We start from the raw sequence: 24,934 nt of genomic DNA, 5'->3' as shown, positions 1-24,934 counted from the left end.
TCGCTGGTCGGGTACGTCCGCCCGTGCGGGGCGGCTCAGTGACCCACCTTCTCATCACCGGAGGCGTGTTCCCCGGTACCTGCGCCGCTCTCCTGCGGCGTGCCTCCGGCGGTGGGGGAGGGCACGGCGGGGGAGGCTTCGGCGGTCTCCAGCGGGGCCTCGGGGTCCTCCTGCGGCTCGTCCGCCCGCTTGCGGCGCTGGAGGACGAAGCGGACGGCGGCCAGCAGCATCAGGATCACGCCGCCGCCGATGACGTACAGCACGCCGGAGGTGACCGAGGTGACCTCCACGGTGAAGGCCATCGGCTCGCCGTACGGGTAGCCGTTGGTGGTCTCCAGCTGGGCGGTCATCGGGACCGCGCCGTTGCTCTTGGCCTTGGCGTTGAAGCGCAGGGTGCGGCTGGTGACCGCCTCGACCACCACCGGGTCGGCGCCGCCGACGTGGACGCGGTTCGGCTGGCTGGAGGAGAGCCTGATCCGCAGGTTGCCGACCGCCTGGTTGAGGTCGTTCTTCATGCTGACCAGGACGATCCCGTTGTCACCTGCGAGGGTGACCGTGCTCTTGGGGGTGAGCTTGACCGCGCTGATCAGGCCGTCCAGGTAGTTCTGCACCCCGGCCCGGTAGGTGGAGCCGGCCGGGCCCTGATCGCGCCACTGGGTGGACATCGAGCGGACCATCGCGGCGTTGAACGGCCCGCGCACCCGCTGCGGCTGGGTGAGGATGAAGAGCAGCTGGTCCAGCTTGCCCTGGATGCCCATCACCTGGGTCAGGGTCTCCCGGGAGAGCTCACCGCTGCGGAGCTGCTGCGGGTACTCGCCCGGGCCCGGGACGGAGCCGTTGGCGTTCCGGTCGGCGGGGGCGGTGGCCACCGTGTCCAGCTTCACCAGCTTGGCCCAGCCGCCCTGCTGGGCGGCGGTCACCGACTTGGCCAGGGTCTCGGCGGCGACGCCGCTGAGGTTGCGCGGGGGCAGCACCAGCAGGGTGCGCGGGTCGGGCCGCTGGTGATGGACCGTCATGGTCTCGGCGAGGAAGCGCTGGATCGTGGCGCTCTGCGCCTGAGGGGTGCTCAGGTCCTGCTGGAACAGGTTGGAGACGGTGGAGTCGGCGACCACGGCGGTCTGCCCGTTGCCGATCGGCCGGGCCGCGTTCGGGGTGTAGTCCAGCCCGCTGTCGGAGAGCGCGGAGCCGCTGGTCAGCACCAGGTTGTCGCCGGTGGTGCGGGCCACCGCCGCGATCTGCTGGTCCAGCTGGCCCTGGTAGGGCCAGGCCACGTTGGAGCTGACGTCCACCGAGAGCCGGCCCTCGGTGGTCACCTCGCCGGCGGTGTGGGCCTTGCGCAGTGCGGTGTCCATGCCCCGCAGGTCGGCGCCGTTGTGCGCGATCGAGGCCAGGTCCGGGTCGGCGTAGGGGAGCGAGACCACCTGGCTGCCGGCCGTGGCCACCGCCGCGCGCAGCAGCTTGAGCCACTCCGTGGCGGCGTCCCGGCCGGTGCCGGCCACGGTGTTGTCCTCCTTGGCCGACTCGCCCGCGGTGCCGGGCTTCTGGACCCGGTAGCCCCGGGTCATCGCCAGCACGGTGTCCAGCAGGTCGGGGTCGACCACCCAGGTCAGGCCGGGCAGCTCCTTGCCGGTCTGCACCAGCTGGTGCAGCCGGCCGCCGGGGGCCAGGTCGGTGGCCAGCGAGTCGTCCCGCAGCACCGCGGTCTGGTCGTTCTCGGTGCCCATGGTCTGGGCGACCAGCTCCGGGGCGTGGGTGATCGGCCAGACCACCGCGAGCTGGGTCGGCTGGGTGATCGGCTCGGTGGTGTAGGGGAGGAAGGTGCGGGCGATCCCCAGGGTGTGCGGGTCGTCGTCGTCCGGGGTCCGGCCGGCGGCGTCCACCGCCAGCTCCAGCACCCCGCCCTTGGGGGCCTTGAGCTCGCCGACCGGCAGGGTGACGGTGAAGGAGTGGCTCTCGCCGGGCGCCAGGTTGCCGAGGTTCTCCCGGCCGGTCACGATCGGGGAGCCGTCCGCGTTCAGCGGGTCGGTGCGGCGGACGATCGAGTCGATGGTGCTGCGGTTGCCCACCGGCTTCGCGGTGCGCAGGCCCGCCGAGACCTCCCTGATCGGCGAGGGCCCGCCGTTGGTCACCTTCCCGGTGACCGTGACCTGGCCCTGCTGGGTGGCCACCTGCGGGGCCACCGAGTCGATCGTGACCACCGCCGGGTACTCCGCGGAGGCGGCCGGCAGGGCGAGGGCGGGCGGGCCGCCGGCGGCCAGGGCCGGCCGGGCGGAGGCCGGCAGCGTGCCGCAGGTCAGCAGCGCGGCGGAGGCCAGCAGCCCCGACAGCGGCCGGACCCATCGTCGACGGGACCGGCCCGCCGTGCCCTGCCCCTGGTGCCGCACCGGCTCACCCACGCGTGTCGACCTCGCCGTTCTGGATCGGAGGCTCTGGATCGGACGGACTCGATGGAACCCGATGGACCGATCCAGAACTGGAAGGGGATCTGGAAGGGGATACCGCAGCGGCAGCCGAGGCCCGGGCCGGGATCTCACCACCGGCATGGTAACGAGGCCGGTGGCGCGCTGGTGTTGCGGGCCGGGGGCTCACGGGGCGTGACCGGCCGACCGGGCTCCGGGCGGCCCGCGCGCGGGCTCCGTCCGACGGGTCGTCACCTGCCGTAGCGCGAGCGGCGGGTGGCGGTGCGGGTGGCCGGGCGTGGCCGTGCGGAGCCCGGTCGGCGGTGCGGTGGACGGCCGGGGCGCGGCGCACGCCGGGTGAACCGGACGAAACCGGGCGGCGGACAGCCGGGGCGGCCACGTACCCTTGTGAGCCGTGTCCACTGCCAATGATCCCGGCGCCGAGTCCGCCCGCGCCCCGCTGTCCAGCACCGAAGCCGTCCGCGCCGTCGCTCCCGGCCTGACCGAGGCCCAGGCCCGCGGCCTGCAAGAGCTGCTCCGGGTCTCCCCGGTCGCCGACGAGATCGCCGGACGGTTCCGGGCGGCCGGGCACCGGCTGGCCCTGGTCGGCGGCTCGGTCCGGGACGCGCTGCTCGGCCGGCTCGGCAACGACCTCGACTTCACCACCGACGCCCGCCCCGAGCAGGTGCTGAAGCTGGTCAAGGGCTGGGCGGACGCGGTCTGGGACGTCGGCATCGCCTTCGGCACCGTCGGCGCGCGCAAGGACACTGCCGACGGGTCCTTCCTGATCGAGATCACCACGTACCGCAGCGAGTCCTACGACCGCACCTCGCGCAAGCCCGAGGTCAGCTACGGGGACAGCATCGAGGAGGACCTGGTCCGCCGGGACTTCACGGTCAACGCGATGGCCGTCGACCTGCCCGGCCGCGGCTTCGTCGACCCGCACCACGGACTGGACGACCTGGAGGCCCGGGTGCTGCGCACCCCCGCCACCCCGGAGGAGTCCTTCTCCGACGACCCGCTGCGGATGATGCGGGCCGCCCGCTTCGCCGCCCAGCTGGACTTCACCCCGGCGCCCGAGGTGGTCGCCGCGATGACCGCGATGGCCGAGCGGATCACCATCGTCTCCGCCGAGCGGGTCCAGGCCGAGCTCAACAAGCTGCTGCTCGCCGACCACCCGGTGAAGGGCCTGCGGCTGCTGGTCGACACCGGGCTGGCCGCGCACGTGCTGCCCGAGCTGCCCGCCCTCCAGCTGGAGAGCGACGAGCACCACCGGCACAAGGACGTCTACGAGCACTCGCTGACGGTGCTGGAGCAGGCCATCGCGCTGGAGCAGGACGGCCCCGACCTGGTGCTGCGACTGGCCGCGCTGCTGCACGACATCGGCAAGCCGCGCACCCGCCGCTTCGAGTCCGACGGCCGGGTCTCCTTCCACCACCACGAGGTGGTCGGCGCCAAGATGACCCGCAAGCGGATGCGGGAGCTCAAGTACTCCAAGGAGATGGTCGAGGACGTCTCCCGGCTGGTCGAGCTCCACCTGCGCTTCCACGGGTACGGCGGCGGGGAGTGGACCGACTCGGCGGTGCGGCGCTACGTCACCGACGCCGGCCCGCTGCTGGAGCGCCTGCACAAGCTGACCCGCTCCGACTGCACCACCCGCAACCGCAAGAAGGCCGCCGCCCTCTCCCGGACGTACGACTCGCTGGAGGAGCGGATCACCGTCCTCAGGGAGCAGGAGGAGCTGGACGCCGTCCGGCCCGCCCTGGACGGCAACCAGATCATGCAGCTGCTCGACCTCAAGCCCGGGCCGCTGGTCGGCCGCGCCTACAAGCACATGCTCGAACTGCGGCTGGAGAACGGGCCGATGGAGCACGACGAGGCGGTGGCCGCCCTCAAGCAGTGGTGGGCGGAGCAGGACTGACGTCCTCGAAGGAAGTCAGTGGGGGGCGTCCGGTGCGGACGCCCCCCACTGCCGTCAGTCCTTCAGGAAGTCCAGGCAGAGGGTGAACTTCCGCTTGCCCTGCTGCTCGGTGTAGTAGCCGTCCGAGCCGGGGAACTGGTCGCAGGCCGTGTCGTCGGTGGTGTCGTCCAGCTTGCCGACGATCTTGGCCTCGGCCTTCGGGTCGGTGCAGTCCAGCACCACGACGTCCGGGTTGCTGTCGCCCTGGTCGCTCTGCACGACCGTGTGGCGGTTGTGGACGCAGTCGCCGACGGAGGCGTACGAGGGGTCGCCCGCGAGCGTGTAGCCGAAGACCGCCACCGCGATCACCGGGAGCAGGATGCCCAGCGCGGCCGGGCGGCGGAACACCGGCTTGCCCGGGTTCATCGGCTGGCCGGGGGCGCCCGGGATGGGCTCGGCCAGCTTGTTGATCTTCAGCCGCTGCGGGACGTTGATCAGCATGGTGACGGGGTTGATGATCGCGGAGGCGATGCCCCACCAGCCCTGCCAGAGGCTCTTGGCCGTCATGTCCCGGTGCGCCGCGATTCCGCAGCTCCGGCAGAAGGGGCCCTCCAGCTTGAGGAACTTCATGATGACCAGGAACCCCTGGTGGCCGCGGATGGTCGCCTCGACCGCGGGGGCCGATCCGCAGAAACGGCAGAACGGCCCGGTCGGCAGCGGTCCCTGGTGGACGTACCCCTGCTGGTCGGGTATCGCCTGACCTGCCGGAACGTCGGCCGGCGGGGTGGCGAAGGGGTTCTGCTGGGGCGGTGGAGTGGACAAGGGAATCCCCCGAGGTGAATCGCGTGGTGAGAGAGAACGCCGCAAGCTACCGACCGGGGGCACCGCAGCGGTAGTGGGTTTTCCGAGCGGTGGGGGAAACGACACCTGCCCGTGATCACCTGACCCGCCGTCAAGATCGCGTGAACACCTGTCGCTTTAGCGGATCCGCTCGATGGTGTGCTCCAACTGGCCGCCCCTGGTGGCAGCTCGGCCCGCCGTGGTGCCCTGTCTCCCGGGAGCGGGACGGGCCCGGTTCCCGGAGAGCGTGGAGGGCGTGGCGCGGTACTTCGGGGTGAGGGGAGACGGTGATCAAGGCGGTCGTCCATGATCACCGGCAGGAGTTGGAGAGCAGCGGTTGCCGGGCGATCGCCGGTGACGAACTGAGCTGTTTCAAGCAACTCTGTGGGATCCGGTCCCGCGCCAGGTCGCTCGCGCTGTTCAGCCGGCGGACCGTGCTGAACGTGGCGATGCTGCTGCGCGACAGTGAAACCGCACGTCAGGTTGCTGGACGCGGGGCAGATCTCCCGCCCGAGCCCTGTGGATAACCCTGTGTACCGGCCTGTGGACAACTGGTCGCCCTCCCCCGAGGGGTCGGTGGACGCGGCGCCGGCGCGGGCGGGGGTGAGGCGGCGTCAGCGGGGGCGGGTGGAGCGGGCGTAGAGGAGGGCGGTGGTGGCGTAGAGGAGGGAGGTGGTGAGCATCAGGAGGGGGGAGCGGCCGTCGAGGGGGAGGAGGACGGCGGTGACGGCGGCGGCGGCCACGAAGGCGAGGTTGAAGAGGACGTCGTAGAGGGCGAAGACCCGGCCGCGGTAGGCGTCCTCGACGGACTCCTGGACGACGGTGTCGGCGCAGATCTTGACGGACTGGGTGACCAGGCCGAGCAGCAGGGCCGCGGCCAGGCAGGGGATCAGGGCGTAGGTGAGGCCGAGGGCGGGGACGAAGACCGCGGCGGCGGCGGTGCAGCCGGTGAGCCAGCCGGTGAGGCCGAAGCGGCGGGTGCACCAGGGGCTGACCATCGCGGCGAGGAAGAAGCCGACGGCGGAGACGGCCACCGCCTGCCCGAGGGTGGCCATGCCGCCGGGGATGTCGTCGGGGGAGTTGAAGGTGTGGCGGGCGAGCATCAGCACCGTGACGACCAGGATCCCGTAGCAGAACCGGGCGGCGGTGATGGCGGCCAGCGCGTACGTGGCGGGGCGGCAGTCCCGTACCAGGTGCCGTACGCCGTCGGCGAGTTCGCGGGTGGCCAGGGCCAGGGCGAGGTGCAGCGGCGGTCGGTCGGGGTGGTGGTCGGGGCCGAGCAGGTCGGGGCTCATCCGCAGGGCGGAGAGGCCGGCGCAGAGGTAGAGCAGGGCGGCGGTGGTGACCAGCAGGGCGTCCGCGGCGGCGCCGGCCGGGACCACCAGGTGGACCAGGAAGCCGAGTCCGCCGCCGCAGGTGGCGGCCACGGTGCCGAGGGTGGGGGAGAGGGCGTTGGCGGTGACCAGCTGCTCGGGGCGGACCACCCGGGGGAGTGAGGCGGAGAGCCCGGCCAGGATGAAGCGGTTGAGCGCGGTGACCAGCAGGGCGGCGAGCAGGAAGAGCCACTCGGGCGCCCGGGCCAGCAGCAGCGCGCCGGTGACCAGGCCGAGGCCGCAGCGGGCCAGGTTGCCGAGGTAGAGCACCTGCCGCCGGCGCCAGCGGTCCAGCAGCACCCCGGCGAACGGGCCGACCAGGGAGAACGGCAGCAGCAGCACCACCAGCAGCGAGGCGATGTCGGCCGGGCTGGACTGCCGCTCGGGGGAGAAGACCACGTAGGAGGCCAGCGAGACCTGGAAGACGCCGTCGGAGAGTTGGGAGAGGACCCGGGCGGTGAGCAGTCGTCGGAAGTCCGCACCCCGGAGCAGTGCGCTGAGTGAGGTGCCGTTCCCCGTCCGATCCACCCGCCAAGGGTGCCACGAGGCCGGGAGGTGTTTCACGTGAAACATCACCCGGAAAGGCCGACGGGGGTCCTGACGGAACGTCAGGACCCCCGTTCAGGAGCTCAGCGGAGCACGGGTCAGCGCTCGACCTCGCCGCGGATGAACTTCTCCACGTTCTCCTTGGCCTCGTCGTCGAAGTACTGCACCGGCGGCGACTTCATGAAGTAGGAGGAGGCGGAGAGGATCGGGCCGCCGATGCCCCGGTCCAGGGCGATCTTCGCGGCGCGGACGGCGTCGATGATGACACCGGCCGAGTTCGGCGAGTCCCAGACCTCGAGCTTGTACTCGAGGTTCAGCGGGACGTCGCCGAAGGCGCGGCCCTCGAGGCGGACGTACGCCCACTTGCGGTCGTCGAGCCAGGCGACGTAGTCCGACGGGCCGATGTGGACGTTCTTGGCGCCCAGCTCGCGGTCGCGGATCTGCGAGGTGACGGCCTGGGTCTTGGAGATCTTCTTGGACTCCAGGCGCTCGCGCTCGAGCATGTTCTTGAAGTCCATGTTGCCGCCGACGTTCAGCTGCATGGTGCGCTCGAGGATGACACCGCGGTCCTCGAACAGCTTGGCCATCACGCGGTGCGTGATGGTCGCGCCGACCTGGGACTTGATGTCGTCACCGACGATCGGCACGCCGGCCTCGGTGAACTTGTCCGCCCACTCCTTGGTGCCGGCGATGAACACCGGGAGGGCGTTCACGAAGGCGACCTTGGCGTCGATGGCGGCCTGCGCGTAGAACTTGGCGGCCTTCTCCGAGCCGACCGGCAGGTAGCAGACCAGGACGTCGACCTGGGCGTCCTTCAGGGCCTGGACGACGTCGACCGGAGCGGCGTCCGACTCCTCGATGGTCTCCAGGTAGTACTTGCCGAGGCCGTCCAGGGTGTGGCCGCGCTGGACGGTGACGCCGGTCGGCGGCACGTCGCAGATCTTGATGGTGTTGTTCTCGCTGGCGCCGATGGCCTCGGACAGGTCGAAGCCGACCTTCTTGGCGTCGACGTCGAACGCGGCGACGAACTCCACGTCACGGACGTGGTAGTCGCCGAACTGCACGTGCATCAGCCCGGGGACCTTGCCGGCGGGGTCGGCGTCCTTGTAGTACTCGACACCCTGCACCAGCGACGCGGCACAGTTGCCGACGCCCACGATGGCTACGCGAACCGAACCCATTCCGGTTGCTCCCTACTGATCTCATGAGAGCCGCCCGGACGGGCGGCCTCGCTCAACTTCTCTTCTCTGGCGGGCGCGACGCGCCCAGTCCCGCCGCACACGCTCCGGGCGCGGCGGGTTCGGCGCTCCGTCAGGAACGCCCCGGGCGGTCGTGCGGTGGCCCCGGCGGGTCCGAGGACCCGGCCTCCTGGCCACGGCCGTCCGAAGTCTTCTCGGCGGGGCCGGGACTGCGCCCGGCCCGGTTGGCCCGTTCGGTCTCGATCAGCTCGTTCAGCCAGCGGACCTCGCGCTCCACCGACTCGAGCCCGTGCCGCTGCAGTTCGAGGGTGTAGTCGTCGAACCGCTCGCGGGTGCGGGCGATCGAGCTGCGCATCCGCTCCAGCCGCTCCTCCAGCCGGCTCCTGCGCCCTTCCAGCACCCGCATCCGGACGGCCTTGTCGGTCTGTCCGAAGAAGGCGAAGTGCACGCCGAAGTGCTCGTCCTCCCAGGCGTCCGGTCCGGAGTCGGCGAGCAGCTCCTCGAAGCGCTGCTTGCCCTCGGGGGAGAGCCGGTAGGTGATCTTCGAGCGCTTGCCGTTGAGCGCGGTGGCCGGAACGTACTCGGCCTCCGGGTTGTCCTCCACCAGGAAGCCCTGGGCGACCAGGCTCTTCAGGCAGGGGTAGAGCGTGCCGTAGGAGAAGGCGCGGAACGAACCGAGCAGCACGTTGAGCCGCTTGCGGAGCTCGTAGCCGTGCATCGGGGCGTCGTGCAGCAGGCCGAGGACGGCGAACTCCAGAACTCCCGAGCGCCTGCTCACTCTGTCCCCGCCTCCTTCCGCCCGTGCCGTATGCCGTGCCGTATGCCGTGCCGATGTATCGGCTCGATATATCGAGAACAGTAAACCTGGGTCACGGAACGAGCAAGAGCGACTCGGGTGAACGAGGTCACAGGATTTCGGCCGGTCCGTGCTGAGCATCCGTCAAGGGCCGTTCGGGGCCAGGTTGGCAACGGGCATGTAATGATCTGGCGGCGTTATGCGTGAGTTGTCATCTGATGCCCGATTAGGTGCGTTTTTCGGATGCGTACTCTGTCGCGTGTGCACGGGCTCTCTGTACGCCTGCGCACGAGGACCGAGGAGTGCTGGAAGATGAGCGAACGACGCCGCAGGTCGTCGGATCCGGACGGTGGTCAGGGGCCGCAGGGGAACCCGGCCGACGGCGGCCGTCCGTATGCGTACGGGTCCCCGCCCGAGGGTGCGCCGGTCTACGGCGGCGACCGCGCCGGAGGCGGCCCCCGCCCCGGGGCCGGCCCTCGGGCCGGCGCGGCCCGGGCCACCGCCCAGCAGCCCCGGCTGACCAGGGCCGAGATGCGCAGGCAGGCGCAGAAGGCCGGGGCCAAGGGCGGCGCGGAGACCGGCCCCGGCCGGGGCGGCAGGGCCGGCGCGTCCGGGAAGCCCGGCAAGAAGCGCTTCATCGACTACCCGCGGTTCGGCAAGACCGGCGTGCGGCGCTGGATCCCGTCCTGGAAGCAGCAGCTGACGGTCTTCCTGCTGTTCGTCGGCAGCGGCGTGGCGGTGGTCGGCGCGGCCTACGCGCTCACCCCGGTGCCCGACCTGAACGCGGCCGTGGACCGGCAGAACAACATCTACTACTGGGCCGACGGCTCCGAGATGACCCGCCAGGGCGACACCAACCGCCAGGTGGTCGGACTCGCCGACATCAGCAAGGACGTGCAGAACGCGGCCATCTCGATCGAGAACGCCAGCTTCTGGAACGACACCGGCATCGACCCCAAGGGCATCGCCCGCGCCGTCTACAACATGGCGACCGGCGGCGAGACCCAGGGCGGCTCGACCATCACCCAGCAGTACGTGAAGAACGCCTACCTGAGCCAGGACCAGACCCTGAGCCGCAAGGCCAAGGAGCTGATCATCACGCTCAAGGTGAACGAGGACAAGGGCAAGGAGGAGATCCTCACCGGATACCTCAACACCAGCTGGTTCGGCCGCGGCGCCACCGGCGTGCAGGCCGCCGCCCAGGCCTACTACGGCGTGGACGCCAAGAACCTGAACCTCTGTCAGAGCGCCATGCTGGCCGGCCTGCTCAAGGGCGCCGCGTACTACGACCCCTCGATCAAGGCCAACCACGACCGCGCGGTCTCCCGGTGGAACGAGGTGCTGGACCGCATGGTGACCACCGGCGCCATCACCAAGGAGAAGCGGGCGGGCTGCACCGAGTTCCCCGAGCCGCAGCCCAAGAAGGTCTCGGCCAGCATGAACGGCCAGGTCAGCTACATGGTCGAGCTGGCCAACAAGTACGTGATGGCCAAGGACAAGAACATCACCGAGGCCGCGCTCGGCCGGGGCGGCTACCAGATCTACACCACCTTCCAGAAGGACAAGGTGGACGCCCTGAAGAAGGCCGTGGACGACTTCCGGTCCGAGACCCTGGACGAGAACAAGCGGCCCGACACCGACCGCTTCGTGCAGGTCGGCGCCGCCTCGGTGCTGCCCAACGACGGCGCCATCGTGGCCATCTACGGCGGCGAGGGCGTCGAGAAGGGCCACCACACCGACAACGCCGACACCTTCGGCGTGCCGGTCGGCTCGACCTTCAAGCCCTTCGTGCTGGCCGCCGCCATGCAGGACGGCGTGCAGACCGAGACCGGCAACGACGGCAAGCCGAAGCGGATCAACGCCGACAGCCGCTACCTGGCCGACGACAAGGCGGAGATCCGCGGGCTGAACGGCTCGCCCATCACCGGCGACGACGGCAAGCCGTACCGGCAGAAGAACAGCGGCAGCAGCAAGCCCGGCTACGTGACCCTGCGCAAGGCCATGGAGCAGTCCTACAACGTGCCCTTCGTCCAGCTCGGCCAGGACGTCGGCACCAAGAAGGTCGGCACGCTGGTCGAGCAGCTGGGCCTGCGCAAGGAGAGCCTGGCCGACTCCTCCACCATCACCTTCCCGCTGGGCACCTCCACCCCGAGCGCGATCCGGATGGCCTCGGCCTACGGCGTGTTCGCCGCCCGCGGCATGCAGACCGACCCGTACTCGGTGGCCAAGCTGGTGCACCAGGGCGCCGAGCTGAAGCAGTTCACCAAGCCGGCCCCGAAGCAGGTGCTGGAGCAGGCGGTGGCCGACAACGTCACCGACGTGCTGGTGAACGTCGCCAAGAACGGCACCGGCAGCAAGACCAACGCGCTGAACCGCCCGATCGCCGGCAAGACCGGCACCACCGACGGCGGCAAGTCGGCCTGGTGGGTCGGCTACACGCCCTCCCTGGTCACCTCGGTCGGCATGTGGCGCGAGGAGCCGGGCAAGCCCGGTCTGCTCACCCTGAACGGCACCGCCAAGAAGGACGAGATCCACGGTGGTGACTTCCCGACCGACATCTTCACCCGCTACATGAAGACGATCCTGAACGGCCAGCCGAAGGAGAACTTCCCGAAGCCGGAGGAGATCGGCGAGCAGGTGGACTCCTCGGGCGCCCCCTCGACGGCCAGCCCGTCGGCCACGGCGACCGAGACCGCCCCGGTGGCGTCGCCGACCACGATCGCCCCGACCGCGCCGAACACCGGCAACAGCCCGAGCGCACCGGTCACCACGGGGCCGAGCGAGACGCCGACCAGCACCGAGGACCCCTGCCTGGTCCCGGCGCTCTGCCCCACCGGCGGGCCCTCGTCGAGCGGCAAGCCCAGCGGCAAGCCCACCGGCAGGCCGACCGGCTCCAGCAGCCCGAGCTCCAGCCCGAGCCCGAGCGGCAGTGCGAGCGGCGCGGCCGGCAACCAGGTCGCCCCGCAGGGCTGACGGAGCGTCGGCTCCACCCGCACCACCCGGTGGCGGTCCTCCTCGGAGGGCCGCCACCGGCGCGTTCCGGGCGGGTGCGGCGCCCCGGCCGGCCCGCTGCCGAAACCCGTGGGCGGGGGCACCTGCTGTGGAGTGGACCAGTGCGGCATCATGTCCGCCATGACGTCGAGCGCACGTGACGAGAACGGCAGCAGCACGGCCACCGTCCCGGACCCGGCCGCCGCCCCCGGGCCGCCGCCGAACACCGTGGTCGTCCCCGCGGACGAGGACCCGGTGGCCGCCGCGGGCAGCGAGCTGCTCGGCGGCCCGCCCGGCCGCCGCGCCCTGCTCGGCGTCAACTGGTGGGTCCCGGCCCGCTTCCTGGCCCTGCTGGTGATCGTCACCTGCGTGCTCGGGATGGCGCAGAAGCTGCCCTGCTACGACGGCGGCTGGTTCCGCGGCGCCACCACCCAGTACACCCACGCCTGCTACAGCGACATCCCGCACCTGTACACCTGGCGCGGCTTCGCCGCCGGGCTGACCCCGTACGTGGACATGCTGCCGCAGCCCAGCGCGGACATGCAGTACCTGGAGTACCCGGTGCTGACCGGCCTGTTCATGCAGGTGGCGGCCTGGCTCACGCCGGGCACCGGGGACACCGAGACCCAGGAGCAGTGGTTCTGGCTGATCAACGCCGGGATGCTGACGGCCTGTGCGGTGGTCACCGTGGTGGCGCTCACCCGGGCGCACCGCCGCCGCCCCTGGGACGCGCTGCTGTTCGCCCTGGCCCCCGCGCTGGCGCTGAACCTCACCATCAACTGGGACCTGCTGGCGGTCGCCTTCTGCGCCGTCTCGATGGCCTTCTGGGCCAACCGCCGCCCGGCCTGGGCCGGGGCCTTCATCGGCCTGGCCACCGCGGCCAAGCTCTACCCCTTCCTGCTGCTCGGCCCGCTGCTGGTGCTCTGCTGGCGGGCCGGGAAGTGGCGCGCCTTCTGGCAGGCGGCCGGTGGCGCGGTCGGCGCCTGGCTGCTCGTCAACCTCCCGGTGATGGCGGCCAACTTCAAGGGCTGGGCCACCTTCTACACCTTCAGCCAGACCCGCAAGGAGGACTTCGGCTCCTTCTGGCTGATCCTGATGCAGGACCGCGGCCAGCAGCTGGAGACCCTCAACACCTGGATCGCCGGCCTGCTGATCGCCGCCTGCCTGGGCATCTGCTGGCTGGCGCTCTCCGCGCCGCGCCGCCCGCGCTTCGCCCAGCTGGCCTTCCTGATCGTGGCCGCGTTCATCCTGACCAACAAGGTCTACTCGCCGCAGTACGTGCTCTGGCTGATCCCGCTCGCCGCGCTGGCCCGCCCGCGCTGGCGGGACTTCCTGATCTGGCAGGCCTGCGAGGTGCTCTACTTCCTCGGCGTCTGGTCCTACCTGGCCTTCACCGGCGACTCCAAGCAGCACGGCATCAACCAGGACTGGTACCACCTGGCGATCGTGCTCCACCTGCTCGGCACGCTCTACCTGTGCTGGATGGTGGTCCGCGACGTCCTGCGCCCGGAGCTCGACCCGGTCCGCTGGGACGGCAGCGACGACCCCTCGGGCGGCGTGCTCGACCAGGCCCCGGACGTCTTCGTGCTCGGCACCGCCCGCCGCCTGCGGGAGGACCGCAGCTACGCGGACTACGCCCTGCCCGAGCAGCCCGACTGGCTCCCCGAGCGCTTCGAGCCCGGCCACACCGTGGGCGAGCCGGAGGAGGCGCCGGACGGGCGGCCCGCCGACGAGCTCCGCAACGGCGGGCAGCAGTCCTAGGGGGCTACGCGTCCACCACCCGGTCGAAGTGGGTGGTGGTGTGACGGGTGTTCAGCTCCAGCTCGTCGCCGATCGCCGGGGGCTTGGCGCCGCCGGGCAGGAAGAGGATGCTCACCTGCATGTGCGGCGGCTCGGCGAACCAGAGCTGGCGCCCGTCCCAGGCGTAGGGCGAGAGGGTGCGGTTGACGGTGGCCAGGCCCGCCCGGGCCAGGCCCTTGGCCCGGGGGAGCATCCCGTGCACGTACTTGGGCGCCTCCAGCCCGACCCCGTGCGCGGTGCCGCCGGAGACCACCAGCAGGTGGCCGTCGGAGGGCGCCCGGTGCTGGCGGTAGCCGTACCGGTCGCCCCTGGCCACCGGGGTGACGTCCATGACGGTGGCCAGCGCGGTGAGCGCGCCGACGTCGCCCAGCCAGAGCCGGGTGCCGATCCGGGAGCGGAAGTCGGTCCCCGGGTACCGCCCGGCCAGCCGGCCCAGGTCGGCCGAGCCGAGGTGGCTGAGGAAGAAGCGGCCGGTGGGCAGCCCGGCCGCGGCCACCGCCGCCACCCAGTCGGCCACCTCGGCCACCGGGTCGGAGCCGTCCGGCCGGTCCAGCGGCAGGTGCAGGGCGAAGCCCTCCAGCCGCAGGTCCTCCACCGGCAGCCGGGCCAGGTCGGCCACCGAGACGCCGTGCCGCCGCATCGAGGTCATGCACTCCACCACCACCCGGCTGCCCGGCGGCAGTGCCCGGGCCGCCTCCAGGTGCGCGACGGTGCGGATGACCTCGACCGGCAGCGGCTCCTCGCCGGGCCGGTACGGGGTGAGCACCAGCAGCTCGCCGTCGAAGGCCCCGGCCACCGCCCTGGCCTCGTCGGCGGTGCCGACCGCGAGCAGCCCGGCGCCCAGCCGGTTGGCCTCCTCGGCCAGCCGGAGGTTGCCCAGGCCGTAGCCGTTGCCCTTGGCCACCGGCACCAGCCCGGGGAACTCGGCCAGGACGGACCGTTGGTGGGCCCGCCAGCGGGCGGTGTCCAGCTGGAGCGAGAGGGTCATCGGAGCGTTCTCCCCGGGGTGGTGACGGAGGGTCAGCGGCGCGACATGTAGAGGTCGAGCGCCTTGTGCAGCAGCTTGTTGAGCGGGAAGTCCCACTCGCCGACGTACTCGGCGGCCTGGCCGCCGGTGCCGACCTTGAACTGGATCAGCCCGAAGAGGTGGTCCTCCTCGTCCAGGGTGTCGCTGATCCCGCGCAGGTCGTAGATGCTCGCGCCGAGCGCGTAGGAGTCGCGCATCATCCGCCACTGGACGGCGTTGGACGGCTTGACCTCGCGCTTGTGGTTGGCGGAGGCGCCGTAGGAGTACCAGACGTGCTCACCGACCGTCAGCATCGTGGTGGCGGCCAGCGGTTCGCCCTCGTGGTAGGCGAGGTAGAGCCGCATCCGGTTGGGGTCCTCGGTGGTGAGGGCGGTCCACATCCGCTGGAAGTAGGAGAGCGGGCGCGGGGTGAAGTGGTCCCGCTCGGCGGTCACCACGTACAGCCTGTGGAAGACCGCGAGGTCCTCGTAGCCGCCCTGGACCACCTCGACGCCGCTCTTCTCGGCCTTCTTGATGTTGCGACGCCAGAGCTGGTTGAACCCCTTCTGCACGTCGTCCAGCGAGCGGTTGGCCAGCGGCACCTGGAACACGTAGCGCGGCTGCACGTCGCCGAAGCCGGCCCCGCCGTCCTCGCCCTGCAGCCAGCCGGCCTTGCGCAGCCGGTCGGCCAGTTCGAAGGCGCGCGGCTCGTACCAGTCCGGCTCCAGGTCGCGCAGGCGCTTGGCCTGCTTGCCGGCGATCGCCTCCTTGATGGTGGGCGCGTTCCACCGGCGGATCACCACCGGCGGCCCCATCTTCACCGAGAACGCGCCCTGCGCCTTGAGGTGCGCCAGCATCGGGTCCAGCCAGCGGTCCAGGTCCCGGTCGAACCAGTCGATCACCGGGCCCTCGGGCAGGTAGGCCAGGTAGCGCTTGAGCTTGGGCAGCTGGCGGTAGAGCACCAGCCCGGCGCCGACCAGCTGCTCCGAGGCGTCGAACCAGCCGATGCTCTCGGTGCGCCACTCGCTCTTGACGTCCCCCCAGGACGGAACCTGCATGTGGCTGGCCGACGGGCGGGCCCGGACGAAGGCCAGGTGTTCCTCGCGGGTGATCGTCCTCAGACGCAGGCTCATGCTGGGGTGCTCCTCCTAGGTCGGCCGGTCCAGGGTGACCCTATCGCCCGAATGGTCCGTTTCGGGCGCAGTGCTCCGGGCCGGTCGGACGGCCCCGGCCGGGCAGGGGGACGCCCCCCTCGCGGTGTGTACGCGGGGAGGGCGTCGGAGGTTACGCGTTCGGACCGGACGGATCGTGCCGGACCAGCGCGCGCGGGGCGGTCACGCGCCCCAGAGTCCGCCGTGGGCGACGCCGAGGTAGAAGCCCACCGCGGCCGCGCCGATCGAGATCATCAGGACGAAGCGCTCGGCCGTGGTGACCGAGACGAACTGCCCCCAGAAGCCGACCAGGATGCCGAACAGGCCGGTCCAGGAGCTGATCAGGTGCATGTTGTGGAAGAACGCCGTCACGAAGGCCACCAGGCCCAGGACGGCCGCCACCCCGACGAGCGCGTTCTCCTTGGGGTGTGCGTGGCCGTCGGTGTTGAGGGTGAACGGCGGCGTGCGGCGCACGGTCTGTGCCATGGGGCCCACCTCCCGGGTGAAGAGCCGTTCTGTCCAGATTGCGGCGATTGGGTGGTGGATCACAACCCCTATGCGTTTTGTTCGGCCGTCCGGGTGCAGGTAGGCTGTGCGGTCTGCACTGGTGTACTTGTGCCCCCGTCTGCCCTTCACCGGGCCGGGGGGTGGATGTCAGTGCCGAGGGCTAGCGTCCTCGGTACGTCGTCCGGACACCGGTGCCGACGCTGCACAACCCTCCTGCCACGGAGAGACCGTGGCCGTTGAGTCCAAAGGAGGTGGGTTACCCATGCGTCACTACGAGCTGATGCTCATCCTCGACCCCTCCGTCGAGGAGCGCGCCGTCGCCCCGCTGATCGAGTCCTTCCTGAACGTCGTGCGCAACGGCGGCGGCAAGGTCGAGAAGATCGACACCTGGGGTCGTCGTCGCCTGGCGTACGAGATCAACAAGCAGTCCGAGGGCATCTACTCGGTCATCGACCTGAAGGCCACGCCCGAGGTCGTCAAGGAGCTCGACCGCCAGCTCAGCCTGAGCGAGTCGGTTCTGCGGACCAAGGTCCTGCGCCCGGACACCCACTGAGCCCACTCCTGACGCTCCGGCGTCAGGTGGCTCGCGTCCGTCGTTTCACGTGAAACAGCGGACGAGCACCGCAGAACTTCTTTCCGAGAGGTCATCACCACCATGGCAGGCGAGACCGTCATCACCCTCGTCGGCAATCTCGTCGACGACCCCGAGCTGCGCTTCACCCCGTCGGGTGCGGCGGTCGCGAAGTTCCGTATCGCGTCCACCCCGCGCACCTTCGACCGCCAGACCAACGAGTGGAAGGACGGCGAGAGCCTCTTCCTCACGTGCAACGTCTGGCGTCAGCCGGCGGAGAACGTGGCCGAGTCGCTGCAGCGCGGCATGCGCGTGATCGTGCAGGGCCGACTGCGCCAGCGGTCTTACGAGACCAAGGAAGGCGAGAAGCGGACGGTCTTCGAGGTCGAGGTCGACGAGGTCGGCCCGAGCCTGCGCTCGGCAACCGCCAAGGTCACCCGCGCCAACCGCTCCGGCGGTCCCGGCGGCGGCGGTCCCGGCGGCGGCGGTGGCTACGGCGGCGGCCAGCAGGGTGGCGGCCAGGGCGGCTCCTGGGGCGGCGGTGGCGGCAACCAGGGTGGCGGCAGCTGGGGTGGGAACTCCGGCGGCGGCCAGTCCGGCCCGTCCGACGACCCGTGGGCGTCCAGCACTCCGTCCTCCTCCGGTGGAAACCAGGGTGGCGGCGGCTGGGGTGCCCCGGCCGGTGGCGGCTACTCGGAAGAGCCTCCGTTCTAACAGCGGTGCGTGCCGGGCCCTCGGAAGCCCGGCGATGCTGACAGATCTCGTATTCACAGGAGCACACAATGGCGAAGCCGCCTGCTCGCAAGCCGAAGAAGAAGGTTTGCGTCTTCTGCAAGGACAAGGTCAACTACGTTGACTACAAGGACACGAACCTGCTGCGGAAGTTCATCTCCGACCGCGGCAAGATCCGTGCCCGCCGGGTCACCGGCAACTGCACCCAGCACCAGCGTGACGTCGCCACGGCCGTGAAGAACAGCCGTGAGATGGCGCTGCTGCCCTACACCTCCACCACGCGCTAAGAGAGGGTGACCGAAGAATGAAGATCATCCTCACTCACGAGGTCCCCGGTCTCGGCTCGGCCGGCGAGGTCGTCGAGGTCAAGGACGGTTACGCCCGCAACTTCCTGGTCCCGCGTGGCTTCGCCATCCGCTGGACCAAGGGCGGCCAGAAGGACGTCGACGCGATCCGTCGCGCCCGCAAGATCCACGAGATCCAGACCCTCGAGGCCGCCAACGAGGTCAAGGGCAAGCTCGAGGGCGTCCAGGTCAAGCTGGCCGTCCGCTCGGGCGAGGCCGGCCGTCTGTTCGGCTCGGTGACCCAGGCCGACGTCGTCGAGGCCATCAAGGCCGCCGGCGGCCCCGCCGTGGACAAGCGCGCCGTCGCGATCGCCTCGCCGATCAAGACCGTGGGCACCCACAAGGTCTCGGTCAAGCTGCACGCCGACGTCCAGGCCAACCTCGACGTCGCCGTCGTCGCCGCCTGAACCACGCGTTAGCGTCAACGGCCCGGTTCCCCCTCGGGGGAGCCGGGCCGTTCGCCGTGCCGGGGCGGTGTCCTGACGGGCCGTCGGGTCAGTCGCGGACCGCGCCGGTGACCAGCCAGCGGTCGGTGGCGACCCGCAGGCAGAGGAAGGCGCAGCGGGCCAGCATGAACAGGTTGATCGCCCACCAGAGCGCGGTCAGCCCGCCGCCCAGCTCCGGCACCAGCAGCGCCGCCGGGGCGAACACGGCCAGCGTCCCGAGCCCGGCCCAGGCCAGGTAACGGCCGTCCCCGGCGCCCATCAGCACCCCGTCCAGCACGAAGACCACCCCGCTCACCGGCTGGGCCAGCGCGATCACCAGCATCACCCGGGAGACCTGCTCGCGGACCACCGGGTCCTCGGTGAACAGCGGCACGTACAGCGGCCGGGCCAGCACCAGCAGCAGGCCCAGCAGCACCCCGACGCCGAGGCCCCACTCGATCATCCGGCGGGTGGCCTCCCGGGTGCCCGGCACGTCCGAGGCACCCAGGTAGCGGCCGACGATGGCCTGGCCGGCGATCGCGATGGCGTCCAGGGCGAAGGCCAGGAAGGTCCAGATGGTGAAGGCGATCTGATGGGCCGCCATCTCGACGTCGCCGAGGCCCGCCGCCACCGCGGTGGCCAGCATCAGCACGGCGCGCAGGCTGAGCGTGCGGACCAGCAGCGGACCGCCGGCCCGGGCACTGGCCCGGATGCCGGCCAGGTCCGGCCGCAGGCCCGCACCCTCCCGGCGGGCGCCGCGGACCACCACCGCGACGTACACGGCGGCCATCCCGGCCTGGGCCAGCACGGTGCCCCAGGCCGAGCCGGCCACGCCGAGGCCGGCGCCGTAGACCAGCAGGAGGTTGAGCGCCAGGTTGGCGCCGAAGCCGGCGATCGCCACCCGCAGCGGGGTGCGGGTGTCCTGGAGCCCGCGCAGCACGCCGGTGGCGGCCAGCACCAGCAGGATCGCCGGGATGCCGAGCGCGCTGATCCGCAGGTAGGTCACCGCGTACGGGGCGGCGGTGTCGGAGGCGCCGAGCAGTTCGGCGGCCTGCGGGGCGAACAGCAGGGTGAGCAGCACCAGCCCGGCCGAGATCATCAGGGCCAGCCAGATGCCGTCGATGCCCTGCTGGACGGCGGCCCGGCGGTCGCCGGCGCCGATCCGGCGGGCCACCGCGGCGGTGGTCGCGTAGGCCAGGAAGACGAAGACGCCGGTGAGGGTGGCGAGCAGCGAGGTGGCGACGCCCAGGCCGGCCAGCTGGGCGGTGCCGAGGTGGCCGACGACGGCCGAGTCGGCCATCAGGAAGAGCGGTTCGGCGACCAGGGCGCCGAAGGCCGGGACGGCGAGGGCGAGGATCTCCCGGTCGTGCCGGCGGCGGGACGTGGCGGATCTCATTCGGCCAAGGCTACTCATCCACAGGTAAGCGGTACAAGAGGCTTGGGGTACTTACTCGAAACGGTGACCGAGCAGCGGTTCGGCCGCCCGGGGAAGTCTGTGGACGATTTCTCGTCACACTGCGGACCATCCGTCCTCGCAGGTCAGAGCGTGCGTGGCGATGGTCACTCGGGGACGTCCACAGGGTTGTGCACAGGAATCGGTGAGTTCTCCACAGCATGGGGACGGTTGTCCACACGCCCTGTGGATAACCGCTTGGTAGCGTTGGCTGGTGACCGGCCCCCAGTACGACGACCACGATGCGCCCCCGCCCCCGGAGGACGACTGGCAGCCGTCCGACGACGCCTTCCCGCCGGGGCCGTTCCCGGACGGGCCCGGTGACCGCCTCCCGGTGAGCCGCCGCAGCGACGACCGCGGCGAAGGACGGGGCGAGGGACGCGGCGAAGGCGGCTTCGGCAAGGGCAAGGGCTCCTTCGGCAAGGGCGGCGGACGCCGCCGCGACGGGGACGGCGACGACCGCCCGCAGGCCGACGGCTTCGAACGCGTCCCCCCGCAGGACCTGGCGGCCGAGCAGTCCGTGCTCGGCGGCATGCTGCTCTCCAAGGACGCCATCGCCGACGTCGTCGAGGTGCTCAAGCCCGCCGACTACTACCGGCCCGCCCACGAGCTCATCCACGGCGCCATCCTCGACCTCTACGCCCGGGGCGAGCCCGCCGACCCGATCACCGTGGCCGGTGAGCTCACCAAGCGCGGTGAACTGACCCGGGTCGGCGGCCCCGGCTATCTGCACACCCTGGTCAACTCGGTGCCCACCGCGGCCAACGCCGAGTACTACGCCGAGATCGTGCACGAGCGCGCGGTGCTCCGCCGCCTCGTCGAGGCCGGCACCCGGATCGCCGGCATGGGCTACGCCGCCGAGGGCGACGTCGACGAGATCGTCAACGCCGCCCAGGCCGAGATCTACGCCGTCACCGAGCAGCGCACCAGCGAGGACTACGCCCCGCTGGCCGACATCATGGAGGGCGCGCTCGACGAGATCGAGGCGATCGGCTCCCGGCAGGGCCAGATGTCCGGCGTGCCGACCGGCTTCGCCGACCTCGACGCGCTCACCAACGGGCTGCACCCCGGGCAGATGATCGTCATCGCGGCCCGTCCCGCGATGGGCAAGTCGACGCTGGCACTGGACTTCACCCGGGCCTGCTCGATCACCAACGGGCTGCCCAGCGTCATCTTCTCCCTCGAAATGGGGCGCAACGAGATCGCCATGCGCCTGCTCTCGGCCGAGGCCCGGGTCGCGCTGCACCACATGCGCTCCGGCAACATGACCGACGACGACTGGACCCGGGTCGCCCGGCGGATGCCCGACGTCACCGCCGCCCCGCTCTTCATCGACGACTCGCCCAACCTGTCGATGATGGAGATCCGGGCCAAGTGCCGCCGCCTGAAGCAGCGTCAGGACCTCAAGCTGGTGGTCATCGACTACCTCCAGCTGATGCAGTCCGGCGGCTCACGGCGGGCCGAGAACCGCCAGCAGGAGGTCTCGGACATGTCCCGTAACCTCAAGCTGCTCGCCAAGGAGCTGGAGCTCCCGGTCATCGCGCTCTCCCAGCTGAACCGTGGCCCCGAGCAGCGCACCGACAAGAAGCCGATGGTCAGCGACCTCCGCGAGTCCGGCTCCATCGAGCAGGACGCCGACATGGTCATCCTGCTGCACCGCGAGGACGCCTACGAGAAGGAGTCCCCGCGGGCCGGTGAGGCCGACCTGATCGTCGCCAAGCACCGTAACGGCCCCACCGCCACCATCACGGTCGCCTTCCAGGGCCACTACTCCCGCTTCGTCGACATGACCCGCGACGTCACCTGACGCACCGCCGGCTGTCGTACCCGGGCGGGAGGATCGGCCCATGAGCGACGCCTGCACCGACCTGGGATCCGTCACCGCGCCGTCCGGCGTGCTGGTGCTCGGGACGGCGGGGTGGATCGACCACTGGCGGGAGACCGGCGCGCCGTTGTCCGTGCGGGCGGCGGAGGCGGTGGCCACCGGTGGTGGTCATCTCCGGGACGGCGAGGCCGAGGTGGTCGTGGTGCGGGCGGCCGCGGACCGGCCCCTGCGGGTGCGGGCCACGACCAGGCCCTCGCTGTTCGACGAGGAGCCGACGATCGCGGTTCTGGAGGTCGCGCTCGGGCTGCCGTGGAACGCCGGCCAGCCGGGGCCGGTCCTGCTCGGCGACCTGCCGGTGGACCGGTGCGGCATGGTGGTCGGCGACGCCTCGGGGCTGGACGTGTGGACGGGGCCGGCCGACGAGCCGCTGGACGGGCTGGCCGACGTCTTCTACTGGGGGCGGTACGAGGACGGGGCGCACGCGCGGTTCGGCGGGGAGCGGATCGCCGAGGACGACGTCGAGGCCTCCTATGGCTGGCTCGACCTGCCGCTCGCGGAGGCGGTCGCGCTGGCGGCGGAGATCGAGGTCTGGCAGGGCGGTCTGCACAGCCGGGGTGTCGCCGTCGGGGTGGAGGAGCACACGGACTTCCACCGTTTCCGGCGGGCCGCGTGGCACCGGCCGCTCCACGACGGAGTGATCGAGGTGGGTGGTTGCCGGGTGCTCGGGATCGACTGGGACCAGGGGGACTACGCCGTCACGCACCACGGGGGGCGGGACGCCGGGCTGGTGTACCCCGTCACCTTGGAGGAGGACGGGGCGGGCGGGACGGTGTTGCGGTGGACCGTCCCGCCCGGCGGGGAGGGCTGACGGCGGGTCAGAACCAGTGCAGGCAGTGCGGGGGGCGTTCGGCGCGGAACAGGGCGTCGGCGGTGGCGGCCGCGTCGGGGGTGTGGGCCTGGACGTGGCCGGCCCGGATCAGGGTGCTGGGGGTGGTGCCGCCCAGGAAGACCGAGCCGAGGTCGCTGATGTCGAGGGTGAGGTCCGGGGTGCGGTCGGTGGGGGTGCAGGTGGCTTCGCCGGCGCGGGTGGTGAGGGCGTAGCGGTGGTGTTCGCCCAGGAAGGGGTCGGTGACGTCGAGGACGAGCTCTCCGTCGGTGGTCCAGCCGCGGGAGGTGAGGGCGGCGGGGACGTCGAGGAGGCGGACCCAGAGCCAGTCGTCGTAGTGGCTGGCCTCGGCGGCGCGGAGGTCGGTGAGCTGCCAGCGCAGCGGGTGGTCGGGGGCGAAGTGCTTGAGGACCACCTTGGAGACCAGGTCGTGCCGGAGCAGGAAGGCGGTCAGGGCGGTGACCACCGCGTCGTCGGCGGCGATGGTCTCGTCGACGACCAGGGTGTCGGGCTCGCTGATGGAGTAGGTGGCGTAGCCGTCGGGGGTGCCGTCGGCGTCGCGGTGCACGGCGACGTACCGGGCGGCCGGGGCGACGGGGGGCTGGCCGGCGCCCCGGGCCCACCAGCGGGGCGGGCGGGAGAGGGCGCCGGGCTGGGTGCGGCGGTAGCGGTCGTAGACCTGTGCCAGGAGGTCGGTGCACTCGGAGCGGCGGAGGATCTCGACGGTGCCGGTGTCCGGGCGGCCGGCCCGGGAGGGGGTGAGGCCGGCCCGGGAGCGCTGGACGGTGAGGCGGCCGGTGTAGGTGGCCGGGCCGTAGCCGAAGCGGCGGTAGATCAGGGCCTCGGAGGCGAGCAGGACGGCGAGGTGCTCGCCGCGGGCGCGCAGGTCGGCGAGTTGACGGCGCATCAGGGCGGTGAGCGCGCCCCGGCGGCGGTGGGTGGGCAGCACGCCGACCGCGCTGACCCCGGAGACGGGGGTCAACGCGCCGCCCGGCAGGGTGAGTTCGAAGCTGTAGGCGGCGGCGGTGCCGACCGGGCGGCCGGTCCCGTCCAGGGCGAACAGGCCGCGCTCCGGCTCCAGCGCCGAGAACCAGCCGCCGGGGGAGTCGGCCGGGCCGTCCGGGAAGCGGGCGAAGGCGGCGTACATGGTCTCGACGAAGAGGTCGAGGTCCTGCTCGGTGGTGGGACGGATCTGCATGCCTGCCACGGTCTCCCCGGTGTCGCGCGGCGCCGCCGTGCGCGGTGCCCCGCCACAGTGCAGCGCCGCCCACCGGGGTGGTCAATCGAATTTCGCGGCGCGGTGACGGGGGGTCAGTCGCTCTCCGGCTTGGTGTGGAGGATCTCGCGGGCCTGTTCGGCGGCCCGGACGATGCTCTCGGAGACGAAGTCGACGAAGCGGGCGATGTTCTCCAGCCGGGTGCCGGCGGGGGTGCCGTGGCCGAGGACGGTGACGCCCTCGCGGGCGGTGGAGGCGAGCTGGGTGGTGCCCTCGGCGCTGGCGATCATCGCCTGGTACCAGACGTCGTCGTCGACCACGTAGCGCTCGCGGCGCCGCTCGTCGCGCTCGCGCCGGAGCAGGCCCTGCTGGTCGAGGAAGGCGACGGCCTTGGAGATCGAGGCGGGGCTGACCTGGAGGCGCTGGGCCAGTTCGGCGGCGGTGAGGCTGCCGGAGTCGGTGATGTAGAGGCAGGCCAGCACCCGGGCCATCATCTTCGGCGTGCCGGTGGCCATCAGGACGGTGGTGAGCACCTCCTCGTACCCGCGCACCGCCTCTGGGTCCCGTCCGTGGGTCTGGGGGAGCTCGGTGCGGGGCCTGGGTGCGGCGGGGGTGCGGCGGCGGGTGCGCTGCTCGGTGGCGCGGTGGGCGAGGTCGGCGCGGTAGGAGGTGGGGCCGCCGTTGCGCATCACCTCGCGGGTGACGGTGGAGGTCGGGCGGTCCAGGCGTCTGGCGATCTCCGCGTAGGCGAGGCCGTCGGCCAGGCCGAGGGCGATCTGCTGGCGTTCCTGCTGGGTGAGGCGGCCGCCCGGCATCGCGTGCTCCTTCGACTTCTGGCTGGACTTCTCGTCGGGTGGCACCAGCATAGCGTTCGCCGTCATTCCATTGCAACGTTTCGTTGCATTGAGCGGGAGGACGTTGCAATGATTTTGCGGTCTTGAGCTGGGAATATGGCCGTAGCGTGCAATGAAGTA

Annotated in this window: 21 protein-coding genes; 10 read left to right on the top strand and 11 right to left on the bottom strand. The window is 71.6% G+C overall.

From position 1 onward, the window contains the following. Nucleotides 1–35 precede the first annotated feature (35 nt). Nucleotides 36–2,396: a DUF6049 family protein gene (locus tag ACIA8O_RS10105; protein WP_396293178.1), complete on the bottom strand. Its 2,361-nt coding sequence runs from the start codon at nt 2,394–2,396 to the stop codon at nt 36–38. Nucleotides 2,397–2,859: 463 nt separating this feature from the next. On the opposite strand from ACIA8O_RS10105, the gene ACIA8O_RS10100 reads away from it, so the two are divergent. Next, on the top strand, nt 2,860–4,320 hold the full coding sequence (locus ACIA8O_RS10100; RefSeq protein ID WP_396293592.1) for a CCA tRNA nucleotidyltransferase: 1,461 nt from the start codon (nt 2,860–2,862) through the stop codon (nt 4,318–4,320). Nucleotides 4,321–4,374: 54 nt separating this feature from the next. Here the strand turns inward: ACIA8O_RS10100 and ACIA8O_RS10095 are convergent, their stop codons facing one another. Next, nucleotides 4,375–5,121 carry a hypothetical protein gene (locus ACIA8O_RS10095; RefSeq protein ID WP_396293177.1) on the bottom strand — a complete coding sequence of 249 codons (747 nt, stop codon included), beginning with the start codon at nt 5,119–5,121 and terminating at the stop codon, nt 4,375–4,377. A 305-nt stretch (nt 5,122–5,426) separates the two neighbouring features. Between ACIA8O_RS10095 and ACIA8O_RS10090 the strand changes: the two genes are divergently transcribed. Next, nucleotides 5,427–5,666, top strand: coding sequence for a hypothetical protein (locus ACIA8O_RS10090; RefSeq protein ID WP_396293176.1), 240 nt, complete (start codon nt 5,427–5,429; stop codon nt 5,664–5,666). Between the two features lie 87 nt (nt 5,667–5,753). Here the strand turns inward: ACIA8O_RS10090 and ACIA8O_RS10085 are convergent, their stop codons facing one another. The 3 genes from ACIA8O_RS10085 to ACIA8O_RS10075 all read right to left on the bottom strand — a co-directional run bounded on the left by ACIA8O_RS10085 (nt 5,754) and on the right by ACIA8O_RS10075 (nt 9,035). Next, entirely contained in the window at nt 5,754–7,040 is a 1,287-nt protein-coding gene (locus tag ACIA8O_RS10085; protein ID WP_396293175.1) for an MFS transporter, read from the bottom strand. 116 nt (nt 7,041–7,156) lie between these two features. After that, complete coding sequence (locus ACIA8O_RS10080; protein WP_396293174.1) at nt 7,157–8,239, bottom strand: inositol-3-phosphate synthase; 1,083 nt, start codon at nt 8,237–8,239, stop codon at nt 7,157–7,159. 130 nt (nt 8,240–8,369) lie between these two features. Beyond that, complete coding sequence (locus ACIA8O_RS10075; protein WP_396293172.1) at nt 8,370–9,035, bottom strand: helix-turn-helix transcriptional regulator; 666 nt, start codon at nt 9,033–9,035, stop codon at nt 8,370–8,372. Between the two features lie 330 nt (nt 9,036–9,365). On the opposite strand from ACIA8O_RS10075, the gene ACIA8O_RS10070 reads away from it, so the two are divergent. Beyond that, on the top strand, nt 9,366–12,026 hold the full coding sequence (locus ACIA8O_RS10070) for a transglycosylase domain-containing protein (RefSeq protein ID WP_396293171.1): 2,661 nt from the start codon (nt 9,366–9,368) through the stop codon (nt 12,024–12,026). A 159-nt stretch (nt 12,027–12,185) separates the two neighbouring features. Continuing rightward, nucleotides 12,186–13,805 carry a glycosyltransferase family 87 protein gene (locus ACIA8O_RS10065; protein ID WP_396293169.1) on the top strand — a complete coding sequence of 540 codons (1,620 nt, stop codon included), beginning with the start codon at nt 12,186–12,188 and terminating at the stop codon, nt 13,803–13,805. A gap of 4 nt (nt 13,806–13,809) precedes the next feature. Here ACIA8O_RS10065 and ACIA8O_RS10060 read toward each other — a convergent pair whose 3' ends face one another. From ACIA8O_RS10060 to ACIA8O_RS10050, 3 genes are all read right to left on the bottom strand, one after another. Continuing rightward, nucleotides 13,810–14,832, bottom strand: a complete 1,023-nt coding sequence (locus tag ACIA8O_RS10060) for an alanine racemase (protein ID WP_396293168.1) — start codon at nt 14,830–14,832, stop codon at nt 13,810–13,812. Nucleotides 14,833–14,864: 32 nt separating this feature from the next. Next, nucleotides 14,865–15,983 (bottom strand): lipid II:glycine glycyltransferase FemX, encoded by a 1,119-nt coding sequence (locus ACIA8O_RS10055; protein WP_396293167.1) that lies wholly within the window; start codon nt 15,981–15,983, stop codon nt 14,865–14,867. A gap of 201 nt (nt 15,984–16,184) precedes the next feature. Further along, a complete protein-coding gene (locus tag ACIA8O_RS10050) occupies nt 16,185–16,487 on the bottom strand; it encodes a hypothetical protein (RefSeq protein ID WP_396293166.1) in 303 nt (100 codons plus the stop codon). Nucleotides 16,488–16,770: 283 nt separating this feature from the next. Between ACIA8O_RS10050 and rpsF the strand changes: the two genes are divergently transcribed. The 4 genes from rpsF to rplI all read left to right on the top strand — a co-directional run bounded on the left by rpsF (nt 16,771) and on the right by rplI (nt 18,562). Continuing rightward, nucleotides 16,771–17,061: a 30S ribosomal protein S6 gene (gene rpsF, locus ACIA8O_RS10045; protein WP_345290507.1), complete on the top strand. Its 291-nt coding sequence runs from the start codon at nt 16,771–16,773 to the stop codon at nt 17,059–17,061. Between the two features lie 102 nt (nt 17,062–17,163). Beyond that, on the top strand, nt 17,164–17,793 hold the full coding sequence (locus ACIA8O_RS10040) for a single-stranded DNA-binding protein (RefSeq protein WP_396293165.1): 630 nt from the start codon (nt 17,164–17,166) through the stop codon (nt 17,791–17,793). Between the two features lie 68 nt (nt 17,794–17,861). Continuing rightward, entirely contained in the window at nt 17,862–18,098 is a 237-nt protein-coding gene (gene rpsR / locus ACIA8O_RS10035) for a 30S ribosomal protein S18 (protein ID WP_030270170.1), read from the top strand. Between the two features lie 17 nt (nt 18,099–18,115). Beyond that, on the top strand, nt 18,116–18,562 hold the full coding sequence (rplI, locus tag ACIA8O_RS10030; protein WP_396293164.1) for a 50S ribosomal protein L9: 447 nt from the start codon (nt 18,116–18,118) through the stop codon (nt 18,560–18,562). A gap of 88 nt (nt 18,563–18,650) precedes the next feature. On the opposite strand, the gene ACIA8O_RS10025 is transcribed toward rplI, so the two are convergent. Then, nucleotides 18,651–19,976, bottom strand: coding sequence for an MATE family efflux transporter (locus ACIA8O_RS10025; RefSeq protein WP_396293162.1), 1,326 nt, complete (start codon nt 19,974–19,976; stop codon nt 18,651–18,653). Between the two features lie 271 nt (nt 19,977–20,247). Here ACIA8O_RS10025 and dnaB point away from each other — a divergent pair, with 271 nt between their 5' ends. Continuing rightward, the gene (dnaB, locus tag ACIA8O_RS10020) at nt 20,248–21,840 is read left to right on the top strand and encodes a replicative DNA helicase (RefSeq protein WP_396293161.1); all 1,593 of its coding nucleotides are present in this window, start codon (nt 20,248–20,250) and stop codon (nt 21,838–21,840) included. A 40-nt stretch (nt 21,841–21,880) separates the two neighbouring features. After that, nucleotides 21,881–22,726: a hypothetical protein gene (locus tag ACIA8O_RS10015; RefSeq protein ID WP_396293160.1), complete on the top strand. Its 846-nt coding sequence runs from the start codon at nt 21,881–21,883 to the stop codon at nt 22,724–22,726. 7 nt (nt 22,727–22,733) lie between these two features. Here ACIA8O_RS10015 and ACIA8O_RS10010 read toward each other — a convergent pair whose 3' ends face one another. Further along, entirely contained in the window at nt 22,734–23,942 is a 1,209-nt protein-coding gene (locus ACIA8O_RS10010; protein ID WP_396293159.1) for a GNAT family N-acetyltransferase, read from the bottom strand. A 113-nt stretch (nt 23,943–24,055) separates the two neighbouring features. Continuing rightward, the gene (locus tag ACIA8O_RS10005) at nt 24,056–24,775 is read right to left on the bottom strand and encodes a helix-turn-helix domain-containing protein (protein ID WP_396293591.1); all 720 of its coding nucleotides are present in this window, start codon (nt 24,773–24,775) and stop codon (nt 24,056–24,058) included. Nucleotides 24,776–24,934 lie beyond the last annotated feature (159 nt).

Origin of the sequence: Kitasatospora sp. NPDC051853 (assembly GCF_044452665.1) — a bacterium.
Classification (GTDB): domain Bacteria; phylum Actinomycetota; class Actinomycetes; order Streptomycetales; family Streptomycetaceae; genus Kitasatospora.
Note: the sequence above shows the minus strand (reverse complement) of the source record. Positions and strands in the feature narration are given on the sequence as shown.

What these genes read in the sequence shown, in the direction of transcription:
- ACIA8O_RS10055 (WP_396293167.1), bottom strand. Translation starts at nt 15,983, where the DNA reads ATGAGCCTGCGTCTGAGGACGATCACCCGCGAGGAACACCTGGCCTTC.
- ACIA8O_RS10080 (WP_396293174.1), bottom strand. Translation starts at nt 8,239, where the DNA reads ATGGGTTCGGTTCGCGTAGCCATCGTGGGCGTCGGCAACTGTGCCGCG.
- ACIA8O_RS10005 (WP_396293591.1), bottom strand. Translation starts at nt 24,775, where the DNA reads ATGCCGGGCGGCCGCCTCACCCAGCAGGAACGCCAGCAGATCGCCCTC.
- ACIA8O_RS10050 (WP_396293166.1), bottom strand. Translation starts at nt 16,487, where the DNA reads ATGGCACAGACCGTGCGCCGCACGCCGCCGTTCACCCTCAACACCGAC.
- rpsF (WP_345290507.1), top strand. Translation starts at nt 16,771, where the DNA reads ATGCGTCACTACGAGCTGATGCTCATCCTCGACCCCTCCGTCGAGGAG.
- ACIA8O_RS10010 (WP_396293159.1), bottom strand. Translation starts at nt 23,942, where the DNA reads ATGCAGATCCGTCCCACCACCGAGCAGGACCTCGACCTCTTCGTCGAG.
- ACIA8O_RS10040 (WP_396293165.1), top strand. Translation starts at nt 17,164, where the DNA reads ATGGCAGGCGAGACCGTCATCACCCTCGTCGGCAATCTCGTCGACGAC.
- ACIA8O_RS10060 (WP_396293168.1), bottom strand. Translation starts at nt 14,832, where the DNA reads ATGACCCTCTCGCTCCAGCTGGACACCGCCCGCTGGCGGGCCCACCAA.
- ACIA8O_RS10025 (WP_396293162.1), bottom strand. Translation starts at nt 19,976, where the DNA reads ATGAGATCCGCCACGTCCCGCCGCCGGCACGACCGGGAGATCCTCGCC.
- rplI (WP_396293164.1), top strand. Translation starts at nt 18,116, where the DNA reads ATGAAGATCATCCTCACTCACGAGGTCCCCGGTCTCGGCTCGGCCGGC.
- ACIA8O_RS10065 (WP_396293169.1), top strand. Translation starts at nt 12,186, where the DNA reads ATGACGTCGAGCGCACGTGACGAGAACGGCAGCAGCACGGCCACCGTC.
- ACIA8O_RS10015 (WP_396293160.1), top strand. Translation starts at nt 21,881, where the DNA reads ATGAGCGACGCCTGCACCGACCTGGGATCCGTCACCGCGCCGTCCGGC.
- rpsR (WP_030270170.1), top strand. Translation starts at nt 17,862, where the DNA reads ATGGCGAAGCCGCCTGCTCGCAAGCCGAAGAAGAAGGTTTGCGTCTTC.
- ACIA8O_RS10070 (WP_396293171.1), top strand. Translation starts at nt 9,366, where the DNA reads ATGAGCGAACGACGCCGCAGGTCGTCGGATCCGGACGGTGGTCAGGGG.